Origin of the sequence: Ruegeria sp., from assembly GCF_965199275.1 — a bacterium.
Classification (GTDB): Bacteria; Pseudomonadota; Alphaproteobacteria; order Rhodobacterales; family Rhodobacteraceae; genus Ruegeria.
On record NZ_CBDAQX010000028.1, the window covers coordinates 105,498 to 123,876 of the forward strand.

Annotated in this window: 18 protein-coding genes; 11 read left to right on the plus strand and 7 right to left on the minus strand. The window is 57.9% G+C overall.

What is annotated here, in order from left to right; all coding sequences use genetic code 11:
* Positions 1-3 precede the first annotated feature (3 nt).
* Together ACOERD_RS27775 and dapB are read right to left on the minus strand one after the other, a co-directional pair.
* The gene (locus ACOERD_RS27775) at positions 4-1,113 is read right to left on the minus strand and encodes an NADase-type glycan-binding domain-containing protein (RefSeq protein ID WP_419741160.1); all 1,110 of its coding nucleotides are present in this window, start codon (positions 1,111-1,113) and stop codon (positions 4-6) included.
* A gap of 93 nt (positions 1,114-1,206) precedes the next feature.
* Positions 1,207-2,016, minus strand: a complete 810-nt coding sequence (gene dapB, locus ACOERD_RS27780) for a 4-hydroxy-tetrahydrodipicolinate reductase (protein ID WP_419741161.1) — start codon at positions 2,014-2,016, stop codon at positions 1,207-1,209.
* A 92-nt stretch (positions 2,017-2,108) separates the two neighbouring features.
* On the opposite strand from dapB, the gene rbfA reads away from it, so the two are divergent.
* The 5 genes from rbfA (at position 2,109) to ACOERD_RS27805 (ending at position 5,393) form a co-directional block, all read left to right on the plus strand.
* Positions 2,109-2,504: a 30S ribosome-binding factor RbfA gene (gene rbfA / locus ACOERD_RS27785; protein ID WP_170643656.1), complete on the plus strand. Its 396-nt coding sequence runs from the start codon at positions 2,109-2,111 to the stop codon at positions 2,502-2,504.
* Positions 2,501-3,235 (plus strand): phosphodiester glycosidase family protein, encoded by a 735-nt coding sequence (locus ACOERD_RS27790; RefSeq protein ID WP_419741162.1) that lies wholly within the window; start codon positions 2,501-2,503, stop codon positions 3,233-3,235. Before rbfA ends, ACOERD_RS27790 begins: the two co-directional genes overlap by 4 nt.
* A 60-nt stretch (positions 3,236-3,295) precedes the next feature.
* Positions 3,296-4,201, plus strand: coding sequence for a tRNA pseudouridine(55) synthase TruB (gene truB / locus ACOERD_RS27795; protein WP_419741163.1), 906 nt, complete (start codon positions 3,296-3,298; stop codon positions 4,199-4,201).
* 21 nt (positions 4,202-4,222) lie between these two features.
* On the plus strand, positions 4,223-4,726 hold the full coding sequence (locus ACOERD_RS27800) for a DUF1643 domain-containing protein (protein ID WP_419741164.1): 504 nt from the start codon (positions 4,223-4,225) through the stop codon (positions 4,724-4,726).
* Between the two features lie 97 nt (positions 4,727-4,823).
* The gene (locus tag ACOERD_RS27805) at positions 4,824-5,393 is read left to right on the plus strand and encodes a calcium-binding protein (protein WP_419741165.1); all 570 of its coding nucleotides are present in this window, start codon (positions 4,824-4,826) and stop codon (positions 5,391-5,393) included.
* Positions 5,394-5,399: 6 nt separating this feature from the next.
* Here the strand turns inward: ACOERD_RS27805 and ACOERD_RS27810 are convergent, their stop codons facing one another.
* A complete protein-coding gene (locus ACOERD_RS27810; RefSeq protein ID WP_419737624.1) occupies positions 5,400-7,142 on the minus strand; it encodes an IS1634 family transposase in 1,743 nt (580 codons plus the stop codon).
* Between ACOERD_RS27810 and ACOERD_RS27815 the strand changes: the two genes are divergently transcribed.
* Positions 7,135-8,001, plus strand: a complete 867-nt coding sequence (locus tag ACOERD_RS27815; protein ID WP_419741166.1) for a calcium-binding protein — start codon at positions 7,135-7,137, stop codon at positions 7,999-8,001. The two genes, ACOERD_RS27810 and ACOERD_RS27815, sit on opposite strands and share 8 nt — an antisense overlap.
* Before the next feature lie 143 nt (positions 8,002-8,144).
* Positions 8,145-8,414 (plus strand): 30S ribosomal protein S15, encoded by a 270-nt coding sequence (gene rpsO / locus ACOERD_RS27820; protein ID WP_170379357.1) that lies wholly within the window; start codon positions 8,145-8,147, stop codon positions 8,412-8,414.
* 184 nt (positions 8,415-8,598) lie between these two features.
* Here rpsO and ACOERD_RS27825 read toward each other — a convergent pair whose 3' ends face one another.
* Together ACOERD_RS27825 and ACOERD_RS27830 are read right to left on the minus strand one after the other, a co-directional pair.
* Complete coding sequence (locus tag ACOERD_RS27825; protein ID WP_419741167.1) at positions 8,599-9,612, minus strand: ATP-grasp fold amidoligase family protein; 1,014 nt, start codon at positions 9,610-9,612, stop codon at positions 8,599-8,601.
* 240 nt (positions 9,613-9,852) lie between these two features.
* Positions 9,853-11,454, minus strand: a complete 1,602-nt coding sequence (locus ACOERD_RS27830) for a BCCT family transporter (protein WP_170379359.1) — start codon at positions 11,452-11,454, stop codon at positions 9,853-9,855.
* A gap of 240 nt (positions 11,455-11,694) precedes the next feature.
* On the opposite strand from ACOERD_RS27830, the gene ACOERD_RS27835 reads away from it, so the two are divergent.
* The 3 genes from ACOERD_RS27835 to ACOERD_RS27845 all read left to right on the plus strand — a co-directional run bounded on the left by ACOERD_RS27835 (position 11,695) and on the right by ACOERD_RS27845 (position 15,921).
* Positions 11,695-12,876: an ISNCY family transposase gene (locus tag ACOERD_RS27835; RefSeq protein ID WP_419737631.1), complete on the plus strand. Its 1,182-nt coding sequence runs from the start codon at positions 11,695-11,697 to the stop codon at positions 12,874-12,876.
* Between the two features lie 420 nt (positions 12,877-13,296).
* Positions 13,297-15,444, plus strand: coding sequence for a polyribonucleotide nucleotidyltransferase (gene pnp / locus ACOERD_RS27840; RefSeq protein ID WP_419741168.1), 2,148 nt, complete (start codon positions 13,297-13,299; stop codon positions 15,442-15,444).
* An 87-nt stretch (positions 15,445-15,531) separates the two neighbouring features.
* Positions 15,532-15,921: a nuclear transport factor 2 family protein gene (locus ACOERD_RS27845; protein ID WP_170679406.1), complete on the plus strand. Its 390-nt coding sequence runs from the start codon at positions 15,532-15,534 to the stop codon at positions 15,919-15,921.
* Positions 15,922-15,924: 3 nt separating this feature from the next.
* Here the strand turns inward: ACOERD_RS27845 and ACOERD_RS27850 are convergent, their stop codons facing one another.
* Complete coding sequence (locus tag ACOERD_RS27850; protein WP_419741169.1) at positions 15,925-16,560, minus strand: DUF1326 domain-containing protein; 636 nt, start codon at positions 16,558-16,560, stop codon at positions 15,925-15,927.
* Between the two features lie 200 nt (positions 16,561-16,760).
* Here ACOERD_RS27850 and ACOERD_RS27855 point away from each other — a divergent pair, with 200 nt between their 5' ends.
* Positions 16,761-17,492 carry a glycosyltransferase family 25 protein gene (locus tag ACOERD_RS27855; protein WP_419741183.1) on the plus strand — a complete coding sequence of 244 codons (732 nt, stop codon included), beginning with the start codon at positions 16,761-16,763 and terminating at the stop codon, positions 17,490-17,492.
* 68 nt (positions 17,493-17,560) lie between these two features.
* Here ACOERD_RS27855 and ACOERD_RS27860 read toward each other — a convergent pair whose 3' ends face one another.
* Positions 17,561-18,211, minus strand: coding sequence for a peroxiredoxin (locus ACOERD_RS27860; protein WP_419741170.1), 651 nt, complete (start codon positions 18,209-18,211; stop codon positions 17,561-17,563).
* Positions 18,212-18,379: the final 168 nt, after the last annotated feature.

The following is an 18,379-nucleotide window of genomic DNA, read 5'->3' on the forward strand; positions in this document are numbered from 1 at the left end:
CGATCACTCGAAGACAAGCTCGGTAATCGCCGTGTCCTGATAATGCGTGCCGGGGTAGACATCAGTGATCTCGAACACGACCCAGGATACGGCACCATAGTTGGCCAAAGCGCTGGTCTCCTGCCAGTCTGATGTGTCGTCGATCGTGAAAGATGTCGTCGAACCATTCGAAAAGCTCAACTTCAGCTCGCGCACACGACTGTTGCGGATGAAGGTCCGTTCAGATTTGGCATAGCCGTTCCGAATTGCCCAGCGGTTGATCCGAGTGGGTGAATCAAAAGCCAGAACGAATGCTTCACCGTAGCCATGCCCCGGCGCGCCTTCCACCCAAGCGGTGCGGTTGTCTTGGTCCGTCACATTTCGAGGGCCGTAGTTGTTGCTGCCCTGAGCCTTCAAAACTGAACTGAAACACAAATCCGCCCACTGCCCGGCAACAGAAATACCGGTGCAGCTGTTCATAAGCCAACCCGGTGGCGGTGGCACTTCGGGCGCAGGCGGCTCAGCCGTTGGTGTCGCAGTGGATGGCGCCTGCCCATTGCGTCGCAGCCATCCGCGCTCAACCGCTGCAAGGCGCTGATGGCGGGGCGGATGGGTCGCTGAGCCTTGTGCGGGCAACGTCTCCCACAGGGACTGAGCCTGCGTCAGGTTGGCCCCAAGTGCAGCGAGAACGAATCCGGCATATTCATCTGCCTCCAATTCGGTGGGCGGGCGCGACCCTCCTTCGATGATCGTATGTCCCTGAAGATGATGACCGACCTCATGGGCGATCACACCATAAAGCTGCCAATAGGCGTTCGGGTCCGCTTCGTATTGCGACAGCCAGTCCGGGTTGAATGCCAAGTACCGTTGTTCTTTGAAGATTACAGCCGCTGCGTTATCGACCTCGGTGGTTTCAAGCACCTCGAAATTCGGCAACAGGCCAGACACGGCCAGGATACTGTCCACCACACCCCAAACCTGCTGTACCGAAAACGCACTGGACTCGCTGAAGCGGGGCTTTTGCAGCGTGATTTCCTTGCAACCCTCGACCGTGCACACCACCTGCTGGTCCTCGGCCAAAACGCTACCAGCGGCCAGCGAAAGCAGAAACGCCCCTGCAACAGACTTGACCAAAGCACTCTTCCCCCTTGCCTTACGAGGCAAGCATGGATCGAGTCCCGGCGTCAGGTAAAGCCCATGTTCAAAAATCTCATTGGTTGTGTTGAGTTAGAGCCCCAGCACATCCACCATGTCATACTGACCCGGTGCCTTGCCCTGCCCCCACAGCGCCGCCTTCAGCGCGCCGCGGGCAAAGATGGCGCGATCAGTTGCCAGATGGCGCAAGACGATCCGTTCGCCTGGCGCGGCGAACAGGACGTCATGTTCACCCACGATGTCTCCACCGCGAATGGCATGGAAGCCGATGTCTCCGCGTTTACGGGCACCGGTGATACCATCGCGGCCCCGGTCGGCCACATCCGACAGCTTGACACCACGCCCCTCGGCAGCGGCTTCACCCAGCATCAGCGCAGTGCCCGAGGGCGCGTCGACCTTATGGTGGTGATGGCCTTCGATTACCTCGATGTCGAAATCCTCATCCAGCGCAGCGGCGACTTTTTTGGTCAGTTGCACCAGCAGATTGACGCCAAGGCTCATATTCCCCGCCCGCACGATCACCGCATGGCGCGAGGCAGGCTCGAGGGCAGCGATCTGTTCTTCGGTCATGCCGGTGGTGCCGATCACATGCACACACCGCGCCTGCGCAGCCAAAGCAGCAAACTCCAGCGTCGCTTCGGGCGCGGTGAAGTCGATCACGGCCTGCGCCTGTGCGAACGCCTCCAGCGGATCGTCTGTCACAGTCACGCCGAGCGACTGCCCGCCCATCGCGGTGCCCACGTCCTGACCGATCCAATCGTGGCCCGCGCGCTCGACCACACCCACAAGACGGGCCTGATCGCTGTCAGTCACGGTCTTGATCAGCATCTGCCCCATACGGCCAGAAGCCCCTGTGATGACGATCCCCGGAATATGGGTCATTGCGCTGGTCCTTTTCGCTAAGTCGGCTCAAAGCCTCCTACCCGGTTCGCGCCCGCTTGGCAAAGCCCTGCTTTGCGCTTAGATTGGGGTTTATGGCAAAGAACAAATTCCACGATGGCCCCGGCCCGTCCCAACGGCAACTGCGTGTCGGCGAACTGATCCGCCGCACCCTGTCCGAAGTTCTGGCGCGCGGAGATGTCCACGACCCCGACCTGAACCGTATGTCGATTACCGTAGGTGAGGTCCGCACCTCGCCCGATCTCAAGATCGCCACCGCCTATGTGCTGCCGCTGGGCGGCAAGGGCCAAGAGGATGTGATCGACCTGCTCGCCCGTAACAAGGGTGAACTACGGCGCATGATCGGCAAAAAGCTGAACCTGAAATTCTCACCCGATCTGCGGTTCCGTCTGGATGACACGTTTGACCGTCTGGAAGACACCCGCCGCATGTTCGAACAGGACGCGGTACGCCGCGATCTGGACGAGTGATCCGGGCATTCGTAACACTTGGCGCGGTTCTCTGGGCTGCGCAGGCCCATGCGGTCACTTGTGAAAAGCTGACCCATGAGGACAATCGGTATACGGTCTGCGAGGTCGATGCCTCGGAAGACCTGCGCCTGTTTCTGAACGATGACCAAGGCGAACTGCTTGGGCATTTCTCATCGGTGAACGATACGCTCGCGCCCGAAGGCAAACAGCTGGTATTTGCGATGAATGCGGGCATGTATCACGACGACCGCTCGCCCGTCGGCCACTATGTCGAAAACGGGCAAGAGAAGATGCGTGTGATCCCGAATGCCGGGCCCGGCAATTTCGGATTGTTGCCCAACGGGGTGTTCTGCATCCGTGAGGGCCGCGCTGACGTGTTCGAAACGCTCACTTTCGTGGATCAGGCCCCACAGTGCCGTTTTGCCACCCAATCCGGCCCGATGCTGGTGATCGACGGCAAACTGCACCCCCGGTTCCTGCCCGATTCGACCTCGCCCTACATTCGCAACGGTGTGGGCACCAGTGCTGATGGCACGCGCACGGTCTTTGCGATCTCTGATGATTACGTGACCTTCCATGAGTTCGGCAGGCTGTTCCGCGACGTGCTGGAAACGCCGAATGCGCTGTTCCTCGATGGAAATATCTCACGCATGTATGAGCGCGCCAGCAACCGGTCGGATATCGGGTTCTCGCTAGGGCCAATCGTAGGCGTCGTCGAAGACGCACCCTGAGTTTGACAGTGGCAAAACGATCCGCTAACCCGCGCGCCTTAGCAAAAGGCAAGGTGTAAGATGGGACGCAAACGCAAGGGCCGCGACATTTCCGGTTGGCTGGTGGTGGACAAACCTGCGGGCATGACATCGACAGCAGTGGTCAACAAGGTGCGTTGGGCGATGGACGCCAAGAAAGCGGGCCATGCGGGTACTCTGGACCCCGAAGCAACCGGCGTTCTGGCCGTGGCTTTGGGTGAGGCGACCAAAACCGTTCCTTACATCACCGATGCGCTGAAAGCCTACACTTTCACCGTGCGTTTGGGTCAGGCGACCAACACGGACGATGCTGAGGGCGAAGTGATTGCGCAAAGCGATGCGCGCCCGTCGGACGAGGATATCAAACAGGCGCTGCCCCCGTTTCTAGGGGATATCATGCAGGTCCCACCCAAGTTCTCGGCCGTGAAGATCGACGGGCAACGCGCCTATAAACTAGCCCGCGACGGCGAAGAGGTAGAGCTGTCCGCCCGCCCTCTCTGGGTCGAGGAACTGATCCTCGTTGATCGCCCCGACGCCGATCACGTGGTGCTGGAGATGACCTGCGGCAAAGGCGGATATGTCCGCTCGATCGCGCGGGATCTGGGTGAGGCTTTGGGATGCCACGGCCACGTCAAGGAACTCCGCCGCAACTGGTCCGGCCCTTTTGAGGCCGAAGATGGGTTGTCCATCGAACAGATCGACGAGATGGCCAAGACCGAGGCGCTGGACGACTACCTGCATCCGCTGGAAACCGGCCTGTCGGACCTGCCCGAGCTGAAATGCACCCTCGAAGGTGCCACACGTCTGCGCAACGGCAATCCGGGCATGGTGCTGGCCTCGGGCGTGGAATATGGCGATGAGGCCTGGGCCTCGTTCGACGGCAAGGCCGTGGCGGTAGGCATCTACAAATCCGGCGAGCTGCACCCAAGCCGGGTGTTCGTCACCTGAACTCCGTGTTAGGCGAAGGGCATGATTACCCGAACGCATACCAAGGGCGATGCGCCCTCGACCGCCGTCTACTCGGATTGCGAGAAATACCGCTATAGCCTGACCCGTGTTTGGGATCCGGCAGGGCGTAAGGCGCTGTTTGTGATGCTGAACCCGTCAACCGCGACTGAGGTGCAGAACGACCCGACGGTCGAGCGCTGCGAACGCCGCGCACGGGCGCTGGGGTTCGGGGCGTTTCAGGTCACCAACATCTTTGCCTGGCGCGACACCGATCCGCGCAAAATGCGCGCCGCCGCTGATCCGGTGGGGCCTGCAAACGACGCGGCCATTCTGGATGGCGCCCGATGGGCCGATCAGGTCATCGCGGCCTGGGGCACCCACGGCGCACATCTGGACCGCGGCCCGGCGGTTGAGGTGCTGCTGCGCGGCACCGGGCAGCCTCTGTTTCATCTAGGCCTGTCCAAAGCCGGGCACCCGAAACATCCGCTTTACATCGCCTATACACAGCAACCCGAACCCTGGTGACAAAGGGTTAACCACTCGGCCAGCTATGCTTTGACCGATGAACCGTTCGAATGGGACAGTGCCGTCAAGGCGTCTCATTTCTTTCGGAGGGTTCGATATGTTTCTGGCCGGTTTGATCGGATTGGCCGCCGTCGGCGGCGCAGCGTACGCCATTGGGGATGTGTTCATCGAAGACGAAGATGAGCAGGACGAGGGCGCGGAGGACGAAAGCCAGACGGAAATCAGCGAAGGTGAGTTCCTTGACGTAGGCGAGAGTTTCGAGCCGGCGCAGGACAGCGACGACACGACCACCGGCGGCACGGTGATCTCGGAACATGAAGGCGATCTGGTGATCGCCGGAAGCGACAACAACGATGTCATTACCGGGCAGAACGGCACGGACCAGATCAACGGCTATGGCGGTGACGACCACATCATGGGCGGCGATGGCGACGACGTGATGCACGGAGCCGAAGGTGAGGACACACTGTCCGGCGGTCAGGGCGATGACCTTCTACATGGCGAGGCAGACGATGACGCCCTGTTCGGGGATGAGGGCGATGACAGGCTCTACGGTCATTTCCTGACTTCCGACATTTTTTCGTATAAGTCATTGATATTATTATGCCTTGGTTGCCAAAAGGCACTACACGGACTTTTTTCGCCAGCGATTGTTTCGGAGTGTTGAGGGAGCTCAGGCTTTGGTCTGGCCAGTTTTTCGGGTGCGCCCGGGGGGTATCTTGAAAGGGGCTTCGTTCCAGGTCAGGCCGACGCAGGTGAGGATGCGTCTGGCATCGACCGTGGCATGGCTTGGCATGCCGTAGCGGTCAGGGGTGCCTTTGTGGCGCAGGATCGAGAGCTGCAATGCGTTCAACTCGTTGCGGATACGAGCCGGGCTCATCGGGTGTCCGAGCAGGTCCAGATGCTTGCGCAGGTGCTGCAGGCAGCAGAAGGCCATGTAGCAGATGGCGATATGGGCCCGGACCCGACGCGGCGACCAGTGATAGATGGGCCGGATTTTCAGATCGTGCTTGTTGGTGCGGAAGCAGGCTTCGATCTCCCACAACTGGTGATAGCGGGCAATGACGTCCTGTGCCTCCAGTTCGTCCGCACCATGAACAACAATGGCATGCAGCCCGTCCCATTGTGCCGCTGCCTTGATCTTTGCATCATCCAGCGTGACGTCCCCGCTGTCGGGGAAGGCCAGGAAGCGGCCATATCCCCGGCTGCTGAAGCTGCCGGGTTTGCGAGAGCGCTTGAGCTTCTTGTGCAGCTTTTCGATTGCCTTGTCGCGCTTGTGGGCATCATTGCGTGCCCGGGTGGGTGACCAGGTCACAATGACCCGCGCTCCCTCCTGGTCGATCACCTTGTACCAGCCCTTCTCGGTTGCCTCTTCAGAACCGTGTCCAGCCCAAGGCTGGCGTCCCTCCGGGCTCAAAATGTTCGCCTTCACGGCGGCCGGGGCGGACTTCATGCGATAGCCGAGGATGTAGGGCAGACCCTTGTTCTGCAACATCTGCTGGTTGTCCTTGCTGAGCATGGCGGCATCGGCCACGAACGTGACCCTGGCCACGTCGAAGCGTCCCTCCAACGCCTTCAGCGCAGCTTCCAGCGTATGACCTTCCCAGGTGTTTCCCGGGAAGAGTTCATAGCCCACAGGCAGCCCATCGGAGGTGACGATCAGCGCCAGCATGACCTGAGCGCGGTGATGCTTGCCATCCTTGCTGAAGCCCTTGGCCAGAAGATGATCCTGCTCGACCCCGTCCGCATCCTCGGCCGGGTCCTCGCGCTCGGTGTCAAAGGCCAGGGTCGTGCAATCGTAGAACAGCACGGTCACTGGCCCGCCCAGCAACTTCTCTGCCGCCGCGTGAGAGGTTTTGCAAATCCCGTCTATCACCGGCGTATTGATGTAATCCATGCTCCGATAGACCACGTCCAGATTGAGCGTGATGCCTGCCTGGTTCTCCAACGCCTCCACGGTCGCGCGCTTGCTCTCGGGCTGTGCGATCCGCGCCATAACCAGCTCTTTCACAATGCGATTGGCACTTTTACGCGCCGCCCCCAGAAGGGCCCCCCAACCCAGTTGGTCATACATCGTCCCCATGACATCCCGCAGACCCAGAGAGACCCGCGCCTCCTCACGGCACTCGGCAAGATCAACGCCAAGCTTGTCCGGCCGCGGAGCGCGGCGCACCAGCGCCTGCAGATCGGCATATTCCGTGGGCGTGAACAGTTCCATTTGCGGCGAGCGATCAATGCGTAATTGCTCCATCAAGCGGCCCGCCAGACGCTTGATATCCTCAATCTCGCTGTCGTTATGGGCCACACCCACATGGCGCAGGATCTTCTGGCGTACCTTGGAGCCGGTGCGGACGGATTCAACGATCTGGATCCGTGTGCGGTTGAGCTTTGCGTCATGTTTGGTGCGGATGAACATGGGCGAAGAGGTTAGCCATCTGAAGGCCCATGTCAATACTTTTTATAATAATGGGGCACTACAACGCGCCTCTGAGCAACCACACCTGAAAACAAACCAAAAACCCAGTCAGATCAACAAAAAGGTCGGAAGTCAGGAGATCAACGGCTATGGCGGTGACGACCACATCATGGGCGGCGATGGCGACGACGTGATGCACGGAGCCGAAGGTGAGGACACACTGTCCGGCGGTCAGGGCGATGACCTTCTACATGGCGAGGCAGACGATGACGCCCTGTTCGGGGATGAGGGCGATGACAGGCTCTACGGTCATTTCGGCGACGATCATTTGCAGGGCAGCGAAGGCAGTGACGCACTGTATGGTGGTCAGGGCGACGATGATCTGAACGGCGGAGAAGGCAATGACGCCCTGCATGGCGGCTATGGCGATGACACTCTGACCGGCGGCGCGGGCAAGGATGTGTTGTTCGGCGGCGAGGGCGACGACCTGTTGCTGGGCGATGAGGATAACGGCGAGACGGACTATCTGAACGGCGGCGCCGGAGAGGACACGATACTGGCCAAAGACGGCGACGTCGCGACCGGAGGCGCAGGCGAGGATGACATCATCGCCGACACGGAGAATTCCGAAGTCACCGTGATGGGCTTTCAACCCGGTGAGGATCGTCTTCTGATCACCTGGGAAGATCAGGACCCACCCGAGATCGACATCGAACAAGACCCCGAGAATGAGAACCTGACCCGCGTCAGCCTCAACGGCCACGAGGTCGCGCATCTGTTCGGGGCCGACGGGTTGACGGTGGACGATATCCATCTCCTGACCGAGGCTGAGTTGGCGGAATACTTGCCCGCTGGCTGAGCCGTCAGAATCCCTTTGCCATTCGCGCCAAAAGCGCCTATACGCGCCCATCCGCATCGGAATCGGTGCGGTTTTCTCCATGGGCCTGTGCTGGACGACATCCCGGCTTGCGCCATTAACTCTAACCTTTGAAGGAGACCCCGATGTCGATTACTGCCGCTGAAAAAGCACGCGTCATGAAAGAATTCGGCACCAAAGAGGGCGACACCGGTTCGCCTGAAGTCCAGGTTGCCATCCTGACCTCGCGCATCACCACCCTGACCGAGCACTTCAAGACCCACAAGAAAGACAACCACGGTCGTCGCGGTCTGCTCAAAATGGTCGCCCAGCGCCGTAAGCTGTTGGACTACCTGAAGGGCAAGGAAGAAGCACGCTATCAGGACCTGATCAAAAAGCTGGGCATCCGCCGCTAAGGGCTTTTTGTACGGACTTCAAGAACCAATACGTACAACTCGTACAGATTAAACGCTCGCTATTTGGCGGGCGTTTTTCGATTTGAAGGCCAGGCAGGAGTTTGCGCTCCGGCACCGCTCGTTGCCCCACGCATTCCAATGACATCAGATTGACTTGATGGTTTCCAAGCAGGTCGCCAATGCTCTAGCGTCCGGACCCAAAGAAAGCGGACTGCCACGCTTGCCCCATCAAAGTATTTAACTCGAAGGAATTGGGTGCCTTTAGCCCACCCATGGGGCAAAGTGTAATCTCGCCAAGGTATATCTGACCATTTTTGTGGTAGAGATCCACGCGCGCAAACTCGAACTGTCTTCCGATGCCTTCCGCGACTTCAATCATGTCGCCGATGAAAGTTGGCCGGGAAATCGGACTACCGCTACGGAAGAAGAGCTCCTCGTCTATGAAATTGAAGTTCCTGTCAAAAACAAGCTGTCTGTGTCTGCTCTGTCTGTCCAAATCCAATTGAATTGCGAGAATCCTGCCGCCGCCGACATGAAACTTCCAATCCGTAAGAGACTCGCCTTCATCACTTAAATCATGCTCCAGAAAAACCCGGTTGCCGATAAGGGAATACCACCACTCGCCAGCTTTGGTGCCGTGGGAATGCTCCAGCCAACCTGCGCTTTGTTTTTCAAGTTCTGAAGCATCCTCCTTTGCCATTGGAAGTGTGACTTTTTTGACAGATCCGGCACCAGAGTTCAGCTTTGCATAGTACCTGCCTTCAGGAAGGTTCGCTGCACCGAGAGCCTCATCTGAAATTGGGAAACGTGAACTCCAAACGGTTGGAATAGGCTTGACCTTTGTTTCCAACGCTTCGGGAATGTAATGATCTACGGCTAATTTGTCAGCAGCTGATGGCATGGGGATCGGAGCGAATAGTTTTGCAAGACTGAGTTTTTCGTAGAATCCGTCCGGATTTAGGAAATTTGGCGCCTTTCCATATTTGCCAAAATAGATTTTTACCGCGCGCGACAGTTTTTGAACGCAGACTTGTCTTGGCAGAACATCAATTCCGCGCAGGGTTCCGTGCGGAGCGGCAGTGTTTGTTCCAAACAACCCGCGATCAAAGATCTCTTTTGCACTGGTTTTGGCGACTTGCCGAAGCTCGAAGCTGCTGGGTTGATACAATTCTAATGAGCTTTTGCTTCTTGCGGCCAATCTCTTCCCCTGGATCTCGTGTCACTGTCGATGTGTGCTTTTCTGAGTATTCTTGCGAAGGCAGTCTACAAGAATTTGCCAGAAAATCGACAACGGGTAGAGACGAAACCACCTTCGGCAACGTGTTTTTTCAGGCGCCAAAAGGCAGTCTGGCACACAAGTCATGCAAAATGTACAACTCTCGGACAAAGCAAAACGCCCGCCATTCGGCGGGCGTCTTATTTGTCTTTAGTCTGAGGCTTACATCTTAGCCCTCTCTGATTTCAATGCCAGCCACAGGCAATAGCACATCATCAGAACCACCAGTGTGAACGGGATGCCTGTCGACACTGCCGCGCCTTGCAGAGCCGCAAGACCGCCGCCCAATAGCAGGGCGATTGCCACCAGACCCTCAAGCGTGCACCAGAACACCCGTTGGATCACCGGAGCATCCATCTTGCCTCCGGCGGTAATCGTATCAATCACCAACGAACCTGAATCCGACGAGGTCACAAAGAACACAACGATCAATATCAGGGCGATCGGCGCGATGATGCCATAGAGCGGCAGTTCCTTAAGGAAGCCGAACAGAGCGCCCTCGGGGGCATAGCTGTCGATCACGGTGGCGCGCACGCCTTCGGCTCCGCCTGCGTTCAGCATGTCGATCGCCGCGCCGCCGAAGGTCGACATCCAAAGGGCGCAGACCGCCGTGGGGGCCAGTAGCGCACAGAGGATGAACTCACGCACTGTGCGGCCCTTGGAAATGCGGGCGATGAACATGCCCACAAAGGGCGACCATGCGATCCACCAAGCCCAGTAGAAGGTCGTCCAACCGTGGAAGTAACTGGTGTCTTCTCGCCCGAACGGATTGGAGAGTGCCGGTAGATGGGTCACATAGTCCACCATCACGTTGAAATACCGCGAAATGGCTGTACCCACTCCGGTGACAATGATGACGAAAAGGAACAGACCAACGGCCATGATCATGTTGATCTCACTCAACCGTTTCACGCCCGCATCCATACCCAGTAGGACTGAGCCCAGCGCGATCAGCGTGATGCCGATGATCAGCAGGACGGTGACGGTTGGACTGGGTTCGATGCCGAAGACCTCGTTCAACCCAGCAGCAACTTGCTGCGCCCCAAGACCCAGAGAGGTCGTCAGACCGAACAGCGTTGCAAACACCGCCAGCGTGTCGATGAGATGACCCCACCAGCCCCAGACACGCTCACCCAGAAGCGGATAGAAAGCCGAGCGCAAAGTTAGAGGCAGGTCAAGGTTGTAGGCAAAGATCGCAAGGCTTAAACCAACCGCGGCATAAACCGCCCAGCCTTCAAGGCCCCAATGATGGATCGTGCCAACAATACCAATATACTCATTGCCGGGCACTGCGATGTCGATACCCAGGGGCCGGGCGTTCCCGCCTTCGGCAAAGTTGTAGTAAACCGGCTCCATCACGCCGAAAAACAGCAGACCGATACCAATACCGGCGGCGAACATCATCGCGATCCATCCGGCATAGGAATAGTCAGGCTTGGCGTCCTTGCCGCCGATCCTGACTTTGCCGACAGGCAGAACGATCAGAACCAGACAGAACAGGGTGATGGCGTTAACTGACAGGACGAGGAACCAGTCAAACGTGCTGGTGAGCCATGGCCTGAGCCAGCCAAAAAAGGCGGCCGCGGCCTCTTGATTGGCCAATGCGATCAAGACGAACGCAAAGATCAAAATACTCGAGATCAGGAAAACCGGGTTGTGGATATCCAAACCGAATGGCCGGACGTTGTCCTGACCCAGTTCATATTCGGTTTCGAAATCGTAGATCCGCGGATCCGGATCCAGCATTTTCTTGGTTTGAGCCATACTTTGCCCCTTTGCTCGCAAGCTGCAAACGCCAAGGTAGTCGGCCGGCTGACGGATATGAGTATGTTACCCCCTTGGCGTATTCCCGTCTCTTCGACCGTGGGTTCAGTGTTAACAGTCTACACTGCATACAGTTTTTTCAAAACTCATTCATTTTTTTTGTGTCGCTAACACGCGATATGTCCGGTGTATGTAACATGCGATCTGTCCGGTTCTATTCTGTCTCTGAGAGGAGGCGTTATGAACCGAGCAGAAGTGTTACAGGAAGTTCGACTGATGAAGTTTGAAGATGTGTATTCGCGGCGAAGCGCGAACAAGCTGACGCAAGAACAGGCGGCTGAGATACTGGGTGTATCCGTGCGCACCGTCAGGCGTTGGGAGGATCGATTTGAGGCGGATGGTGCAGAAGGTCTGTACGACCGTCGGCTTGGCAAACTGGCCAACAATCGTGTTGCCACGGATAAGGTCATGGAGATGCTTGAACTGTTTGATACCAAGTACTGGGATTACACGCCGAAGCATTTCCACGAGAAGCTGGTGGCCCACCATGGTTTCACACAGAGCTACAACTGGGTGCGGCTTACACTGCAGCGCCACGGCCGGGTTCAGGCAGCACCCCGACGAGGTGCCCATCGGCGCAAGCGGCCCCGCCGTCCGATGGTTGGCATGATGTTGCATCAGGACGGCTCCAGCCATGAATGGGTTCCGGGTCAGTGGTGGGATCTGATCGTCACCATGGACGATGCCACCAACCGGGTTTATTCGGCATTCTTTGTCGAGGAAGAAGGGACGATGAGCAGTTTTCAGGGGCTGACAGAGGTGATCGAGGCGCAAGGTCTGTTTTGCTCGCTCTATGCCGATCGGGGCTCTCATTACTGGCATACGCCCGAAGCGGGCGGCAAAGTGGACAAGGACAATCTGACCCAGGTCGGGCGCGCCTTGCAGCAACTCGGCATTGAGCTGATCCCGGCCTATTCACCGCAGGCCCGTGGACGGTCTGAACGCATGTTTGGCACGTTCCAGAACCGATTGCCGCAGGAACTGCGGTCCCATGGGATCACAACCATTGAAGAGGCCAATCAGTTCCTGAAAGAGGTCTATCTTCCCGAACACAATGCCCTGTTTGCAAAGGAGCCGGAGGATACGACCTCGGCCTTCGTGCCGTTTACAGGCAATGTGCGCGACACCCTGTGTGTGCAGGAAGACCGCGTCGTCGGCAACGACAATACGGTGCGCTACAAGGGCCTGGTCATGCAGATCGCGGCAGACAGGCACCGTCATCATTTCGTCAAGGCGAAGGTCAGGGTCCACGAATACCCCGATGGTCAACTGGTCATCTTCCACGGCCCGAGATGCATTGGCCGCTACCAGCCTGACGGATCACCCATCACACAGGAGGATAGCAAACACAAAGTCGCGTGACCCGCTTCGACGTGGCGCGAACGCGGTGGCCCAAATCTACGGTCGCCTACGGCTCCCTCCGAATTGGGCCACCGCGCAATCAACTGAAGCGGACAATTGGCATGTTACCTACACCGGACAATTCAGAATGTTCTCGACACTCATTCATTTTTTTGAATCTTACGCCCCTTGGGAACTGACATTTCGCAGCCCCAAAAAAAGCGCAGCGCAGGGTGCTTAAATTCCAGTCTGCACGTTTCTGCCAATCGCAGCGGTTCCCCTTTCCTTTCAACGCATTCTCATGTATGCGCGCGGGTATCTGAGACGTTGTGCCCTGACCCCGGCACTCGAATGGAAGATAAAGTGGGGTCGGCGGCAATGGGGCCGCCATGCAAACCGGAGACCCGCAGGGGCGGGAGTGCTCCGTTCTAGGATACGCATATGTTTGATGTAACTAAGAAATCTATGCAGTGGGGCGAAGATACGCTTACACTGGAAACAGGCAAGGTTGCCCGTCAGGCGGACGGCACCGTGATTGCCACGCTGGGCGAAACCAGCGTCATGGCCAACGTGACCTTTGCCAAGCAGCAAAAGCCCGGTCAGGATTTTTTCCCGCTGACCGTCCACTACCAAGAGAAATACTACGCCGCCGGTAAGGTTCCGGGTGGCTTCTTCAAGCGTGAGGCGCGCCCGACCGAGAAAGAGACGCTGACCGCGCGTCTGATCGACCGTCCGATCCGCCCGCTGTTCGTTGACGGTTTCAAAAACGAAGTTCTGGTGATGTGCACCGTACTTAGCCACGATCTGGTCAACGACCCCGACATCGTTGCAATGATCGCGGCATCCGCTGCTCTGACCATTTCCGGCGCGCCGTTCATGGGCCCGATCGCCGGTGCCCGTGTTGGTTTCGTGGATGGCGAATACGTCCTGAACCCGACCGTCGACGACATGCAGGACCTGCGCCTGAACCCCGAACAGCGTCTGGACCTGGTTGTGGCCGGTACCAAGAACGCCGTGATGATGGTGGAATCGGAAGCTTACGAGCTGTCCGAGGCCGAAATGCTGGGTGCCGTGAACTTCGCGCATGAGCAAATCCAGCCGGTTCTGGACCTGATCATTGATCTGGCCGAAGAAACCGCAAAAGAGCCGTTTGAATTCGTCGCCCCCTACTATTCGGAGCTGTACGCCGCTGTTGCCGCAGCGGGTGAAGAGCAGATGCGCGCCGCCTTCGCAATCACCGACAAGCAAGCGCGTACCGCCGCTGTTGCCGCGGCCCGTGAAGCAATCAAAGAAGCGCTGACCGAGGAACAGCTGGAAGACGCCAATCTTGGGTCGGCGATGAAAAAGCTGGAAGCCGGCATCCTGCGCGGTGACGTCGTCAAAGGCGGCAAGCGCATCGATGGTCGTTCGACCACCGACGTGCGTGCCATCGAAGCCGAAACCTCGCTGCTGCCGCGTACCCACGGTTCCGCCCTGTTCACCCGTGGTGAAACTCAGGCACTGGCCGTGACCACGCTGGGCACCGGTGACGATGAGCAATTCATCGACGCGCTGCATGGCAACTTCAAATCGAACTTCCTGCTGCACTACAACTTCCCTCCGTATTCGGTGGGTGAAGTGGGCCGCGTTGGCTCGCCCGGCCGTCGTGAAATCGGCCACGGCAAGCTGGCATGGCGCGCGCTGCAGGCGGTTCTGCCTGCGCCGACCGACTTCCCCTACACCGTTCGCGTGGTGTCCGAGATCACTGAATCCAACGGCTCGTCCTCGATGGCCTCTGTCTGCGGCGGCTCGCTGTCGATGATGGACGCGGGTGTTCCTCTGAAAGCACCGGTTGCCGGTGTGGCCATGGGTCTGATCCTGGAAGATGACGGTGACTATGCTGTTCTGACCGACATCCTGGGTGACGAAGACCACCTGGGCGATATGGACTTCAAAGTGGCAGGGACCGAGAACGGCATCACCTCGCTGCAGATGGACATCAAGGTCGCAGGCATCACGCCGCAGATCATGGAAACCGCTCTGGCGCAGGCCAAAGACGGCCGTATGCACATTCTGGGCGAGATGGGCAAAGCCCTGTCTGAAACAGCCGAATTCTCGGTCCACGCTCCGCGCATCGAGACCATGAACATCCCAACCGACAAGATCCGCGAAGTGATCGGCTCGGGCGGTAAGGTCATCCGCGAGATCGTTGAGGTTTCGGGTGCCAAGGTCGACATCAACGACGACGGCGTCATCAAGATCGCCTCGCCGGATGGTGAATCGATCCAGAAGGCCTATGACATGATCTATTCGATCGTGGCCGAGCCGGAAGAAGGTCAGATCTACACCGGTAAAGTGGTCAAGATCGTCGACTTCGGTGCCTTCGTGAACTTCTTTGGCAAGCGCGACGGTCTGGTCCACGTGTCCCAGATCGAAAACCGCCGCCTGAACCATCCGTCGGACGTTCTGAAGGAAGGTCAGGAAGTAAAGGTCAAACTGCTGGGCTTCGACGATCGCGGCAAAGTCCGCTTGTCGATGAAAGTCGTCGATCAAGAAACTGGCGAAGAGATCGTTCCCGAGAAGAAAGAAAAGAAAGAAGACGCAGAGTAATCTGTTCTACTTTCAAATGATGAAGGCCCCGGTGAAACCACCGGGGCCTTTTTTGTGGTACAGTGCCGCCCAGCAGGAGGGTTAGCGATGTCTAACAAGGAGCAGATGGATGAACTGGCCCGGCTGTACCTACAAGCCATCGAAAGCGGTGACCTAACCGCGATGCTAAACCTTTTTGCCGAGGACGCGACGGCAACCTCTCCGATATCGGGCAAGCAACCGGCGCGTGACTTCTATACCAACGTTATGAACATCACGAGCGACCGGTCCACCCTTCACAAGAACACCTTTGCCGATACATCCGGTGCGCCGCAGATGGCGGTTCATTTCAACTACACCCGCACCATCCGAAACGGGCACCCTGAAACGATTGAATGCGTAGACCTGTTTGAACTGACCGAGGATCAAACCCGATTCCAATCGGTGCGGATCATCTATGACACCGCACCGGTTCTTGTGGATTTTGGTGAAGCCTGATCCTTAGTGCGCCACCCCAGACGGACCGTGCTTCATGGCATGCCACTGACCATAGCTGTCGTTCAAATCCAACTTGATCGCCGCGTCGGCCTTGGTCGAGGCACTGCCGATCTCGGCTAAGGTAAATTCAATCCCGCCTGGAATGTCGATCCGCACGCGATGTGGGCCACCACCATGCGGCGCTTCAATGGGACGGCCGGTCGAGTTCAGCACATCTCCGATAGACACCTTTGCCGTACGCTCCTCCATATCCATCTCGAAATCTATCGGCAGAAATAGGGTCTCATGCACGGTTTTGCACATCGCACGGAAGACGAACCAATGGGTCGCCATCTCTTCGGTCTCTTCCCCGTGAAAGACCTTTTCTAGTGCGGCCCTCTGAGCATCTGAGGCGCTTGGATCGATGATCACCTGCATTTCGCCTCCGCCCTCGAAGATCGGACCCGGCCAGGCATAGATCAATGCTGCCTTGGCACCCGCTAAGTCGGTATCTCCAAAATGGCCTTTCGAGACTTCAAGCACTTCGAACCCACGGCAATTGCCCTGTGTTGGAAGTTCCTCGAACTGGCAAGGGCACGCGTAACCGCAATTACAGTTCCCAAAAGCATCACCTTCAACATACCAATCTGTAAAAGCCATCGACTTCTCCTGTGTTTCACAGTGTGATCGCCCGATGGTGCGGATGCCTGGTTTTTCTGCCTATCGCACCGTAGCATATTTCTGTCCTTTCAAGAACCGGTCACCAAAACCGCTCGCACTAGTTCAGCCTGCAAAAAATGAACGCCCATTTCTCTCGCGTTGCTCTTCCCCCTCACGCGCCCGTGTTCTATTCACGCATCATGCGATCCTTTGTCATCCATATGTCTACCAGCACGGCCCGCCGCGCCAATGCAGACCAGCTGTGCGACGACCTGCCGAATGCCGAACTCTTCGAGGCGACCAATGGGCGCGACGCGGACCAGATCGCAGATGTCCGTCTGCATCCCGGCAACCTGCACAAACCAAACTACCCGTTCGACCTGCGCCCTGCAGAAATCGGCGTGTTCCAAAGCCACCGGCGTCTCTGGCAAAAACTGGTGGATGAAGAGATCGACCTGGCTATCATCACCGAGGATGACCTGCGCGTCGATCCTGACAAAATGGCACAAGCAATCAAAATGCTGCACGCCATCGCCACCCCAGATCACTATATCCGCATCCCCGTCAAACAACGCGAAGTCGCGGCCCACAAACTGGCCGAGCAAGACGGCCTAAGCCTGATCCTGCCCAAAGTGATCGGCCTGCAATGCGTCTGCCAGATGGTCGGCCGCAATGCTGCCGAACGGCTCCTAAAGGCGACGGATCAAATCGACCGTCCCGTGGATACATTCCTGCAAATGCACTGGATCACCGGCCAGCCAATCCATGCCCTTCTAGGCACCGGAAACCGCGAAGTGGCCCGCGATATCGGCGGTTCAACCATCCAGACGAAACCGCCCTTCTCAGACAAACTGACCCGCGAAGTCAAACGCGCCGCTTACCGAGCACAGCTCCACCTGCACCCGCAGCGCCCGCCTGCTTCATCTGGCTGAAAATATCCTCGGGGGGAATCGCGCTCAAGCGCGATGGGGGGCAGACAGCCCCCCTGACACGACCTAAATCAGGACGGAGCCTTGGTCTTGCGCAGATACGGGAAGATCGTCTCGAACTCACCAAACTTCGCCTTGGCGTCTTCGTTCGAAACGGTCGGCGGGATGATCACGTCCTCACCCGGTACCCAGTTCGCGGGTGTCGCAACACCCTTCGACGACATCTGCAATCCGTCCAGCGCCCGCAGGATCTCAGCAAAGTTCCGACCAACAGTCATCGGATAGGTCATCGACAGTTTCAACTGCTTGTCGGGCCCGATAATGAAAACCGAACGTACGGTGGCGCTATCCGCAGGGGTGCGGCCGTCGGGCAGATAGGCCTCGGCAGGCAGCATGTCAAAGGCCTTGGACACCGCCAGCCCGTCATCTGCAATGATCGGGAAACCGGGGGTTGCCTTACCATAGGCTTCGATGTCTTTCTTCCACTTCTTGTGGTCCTCGACCCCGTCGACCGAAACACCGATCACCTTGGTATTGCGCGCCGCCCATTCGTCGTTCAACTGGGCCACAGCCGAAAACTCGGTGGTGCAGACCGGGGTGAAGTCCTTGGGATGCGAGAACAGGATCGCCCAGCTATCACCAATCCAATCGTGAAACTGAATGGTGCCCTGATCCGTCTCTGCGGTGAAATTCGGGACCGTGTCGTTGATACGCAAACCCATGGTGCAACTCCTTCTTTGGCTACTGACCGAGTCGAATGCAGTGAACCTAACCACTTTGCGCCAGAGTTAAACCTTCCGCAAAAGTCTTTTTCCGGAACGTCGCCAAGCAAATTTGATCAAATTACCCCCTTGCCGCGCCTCAGAGCGAATGACAGACTGCGCGGCAAA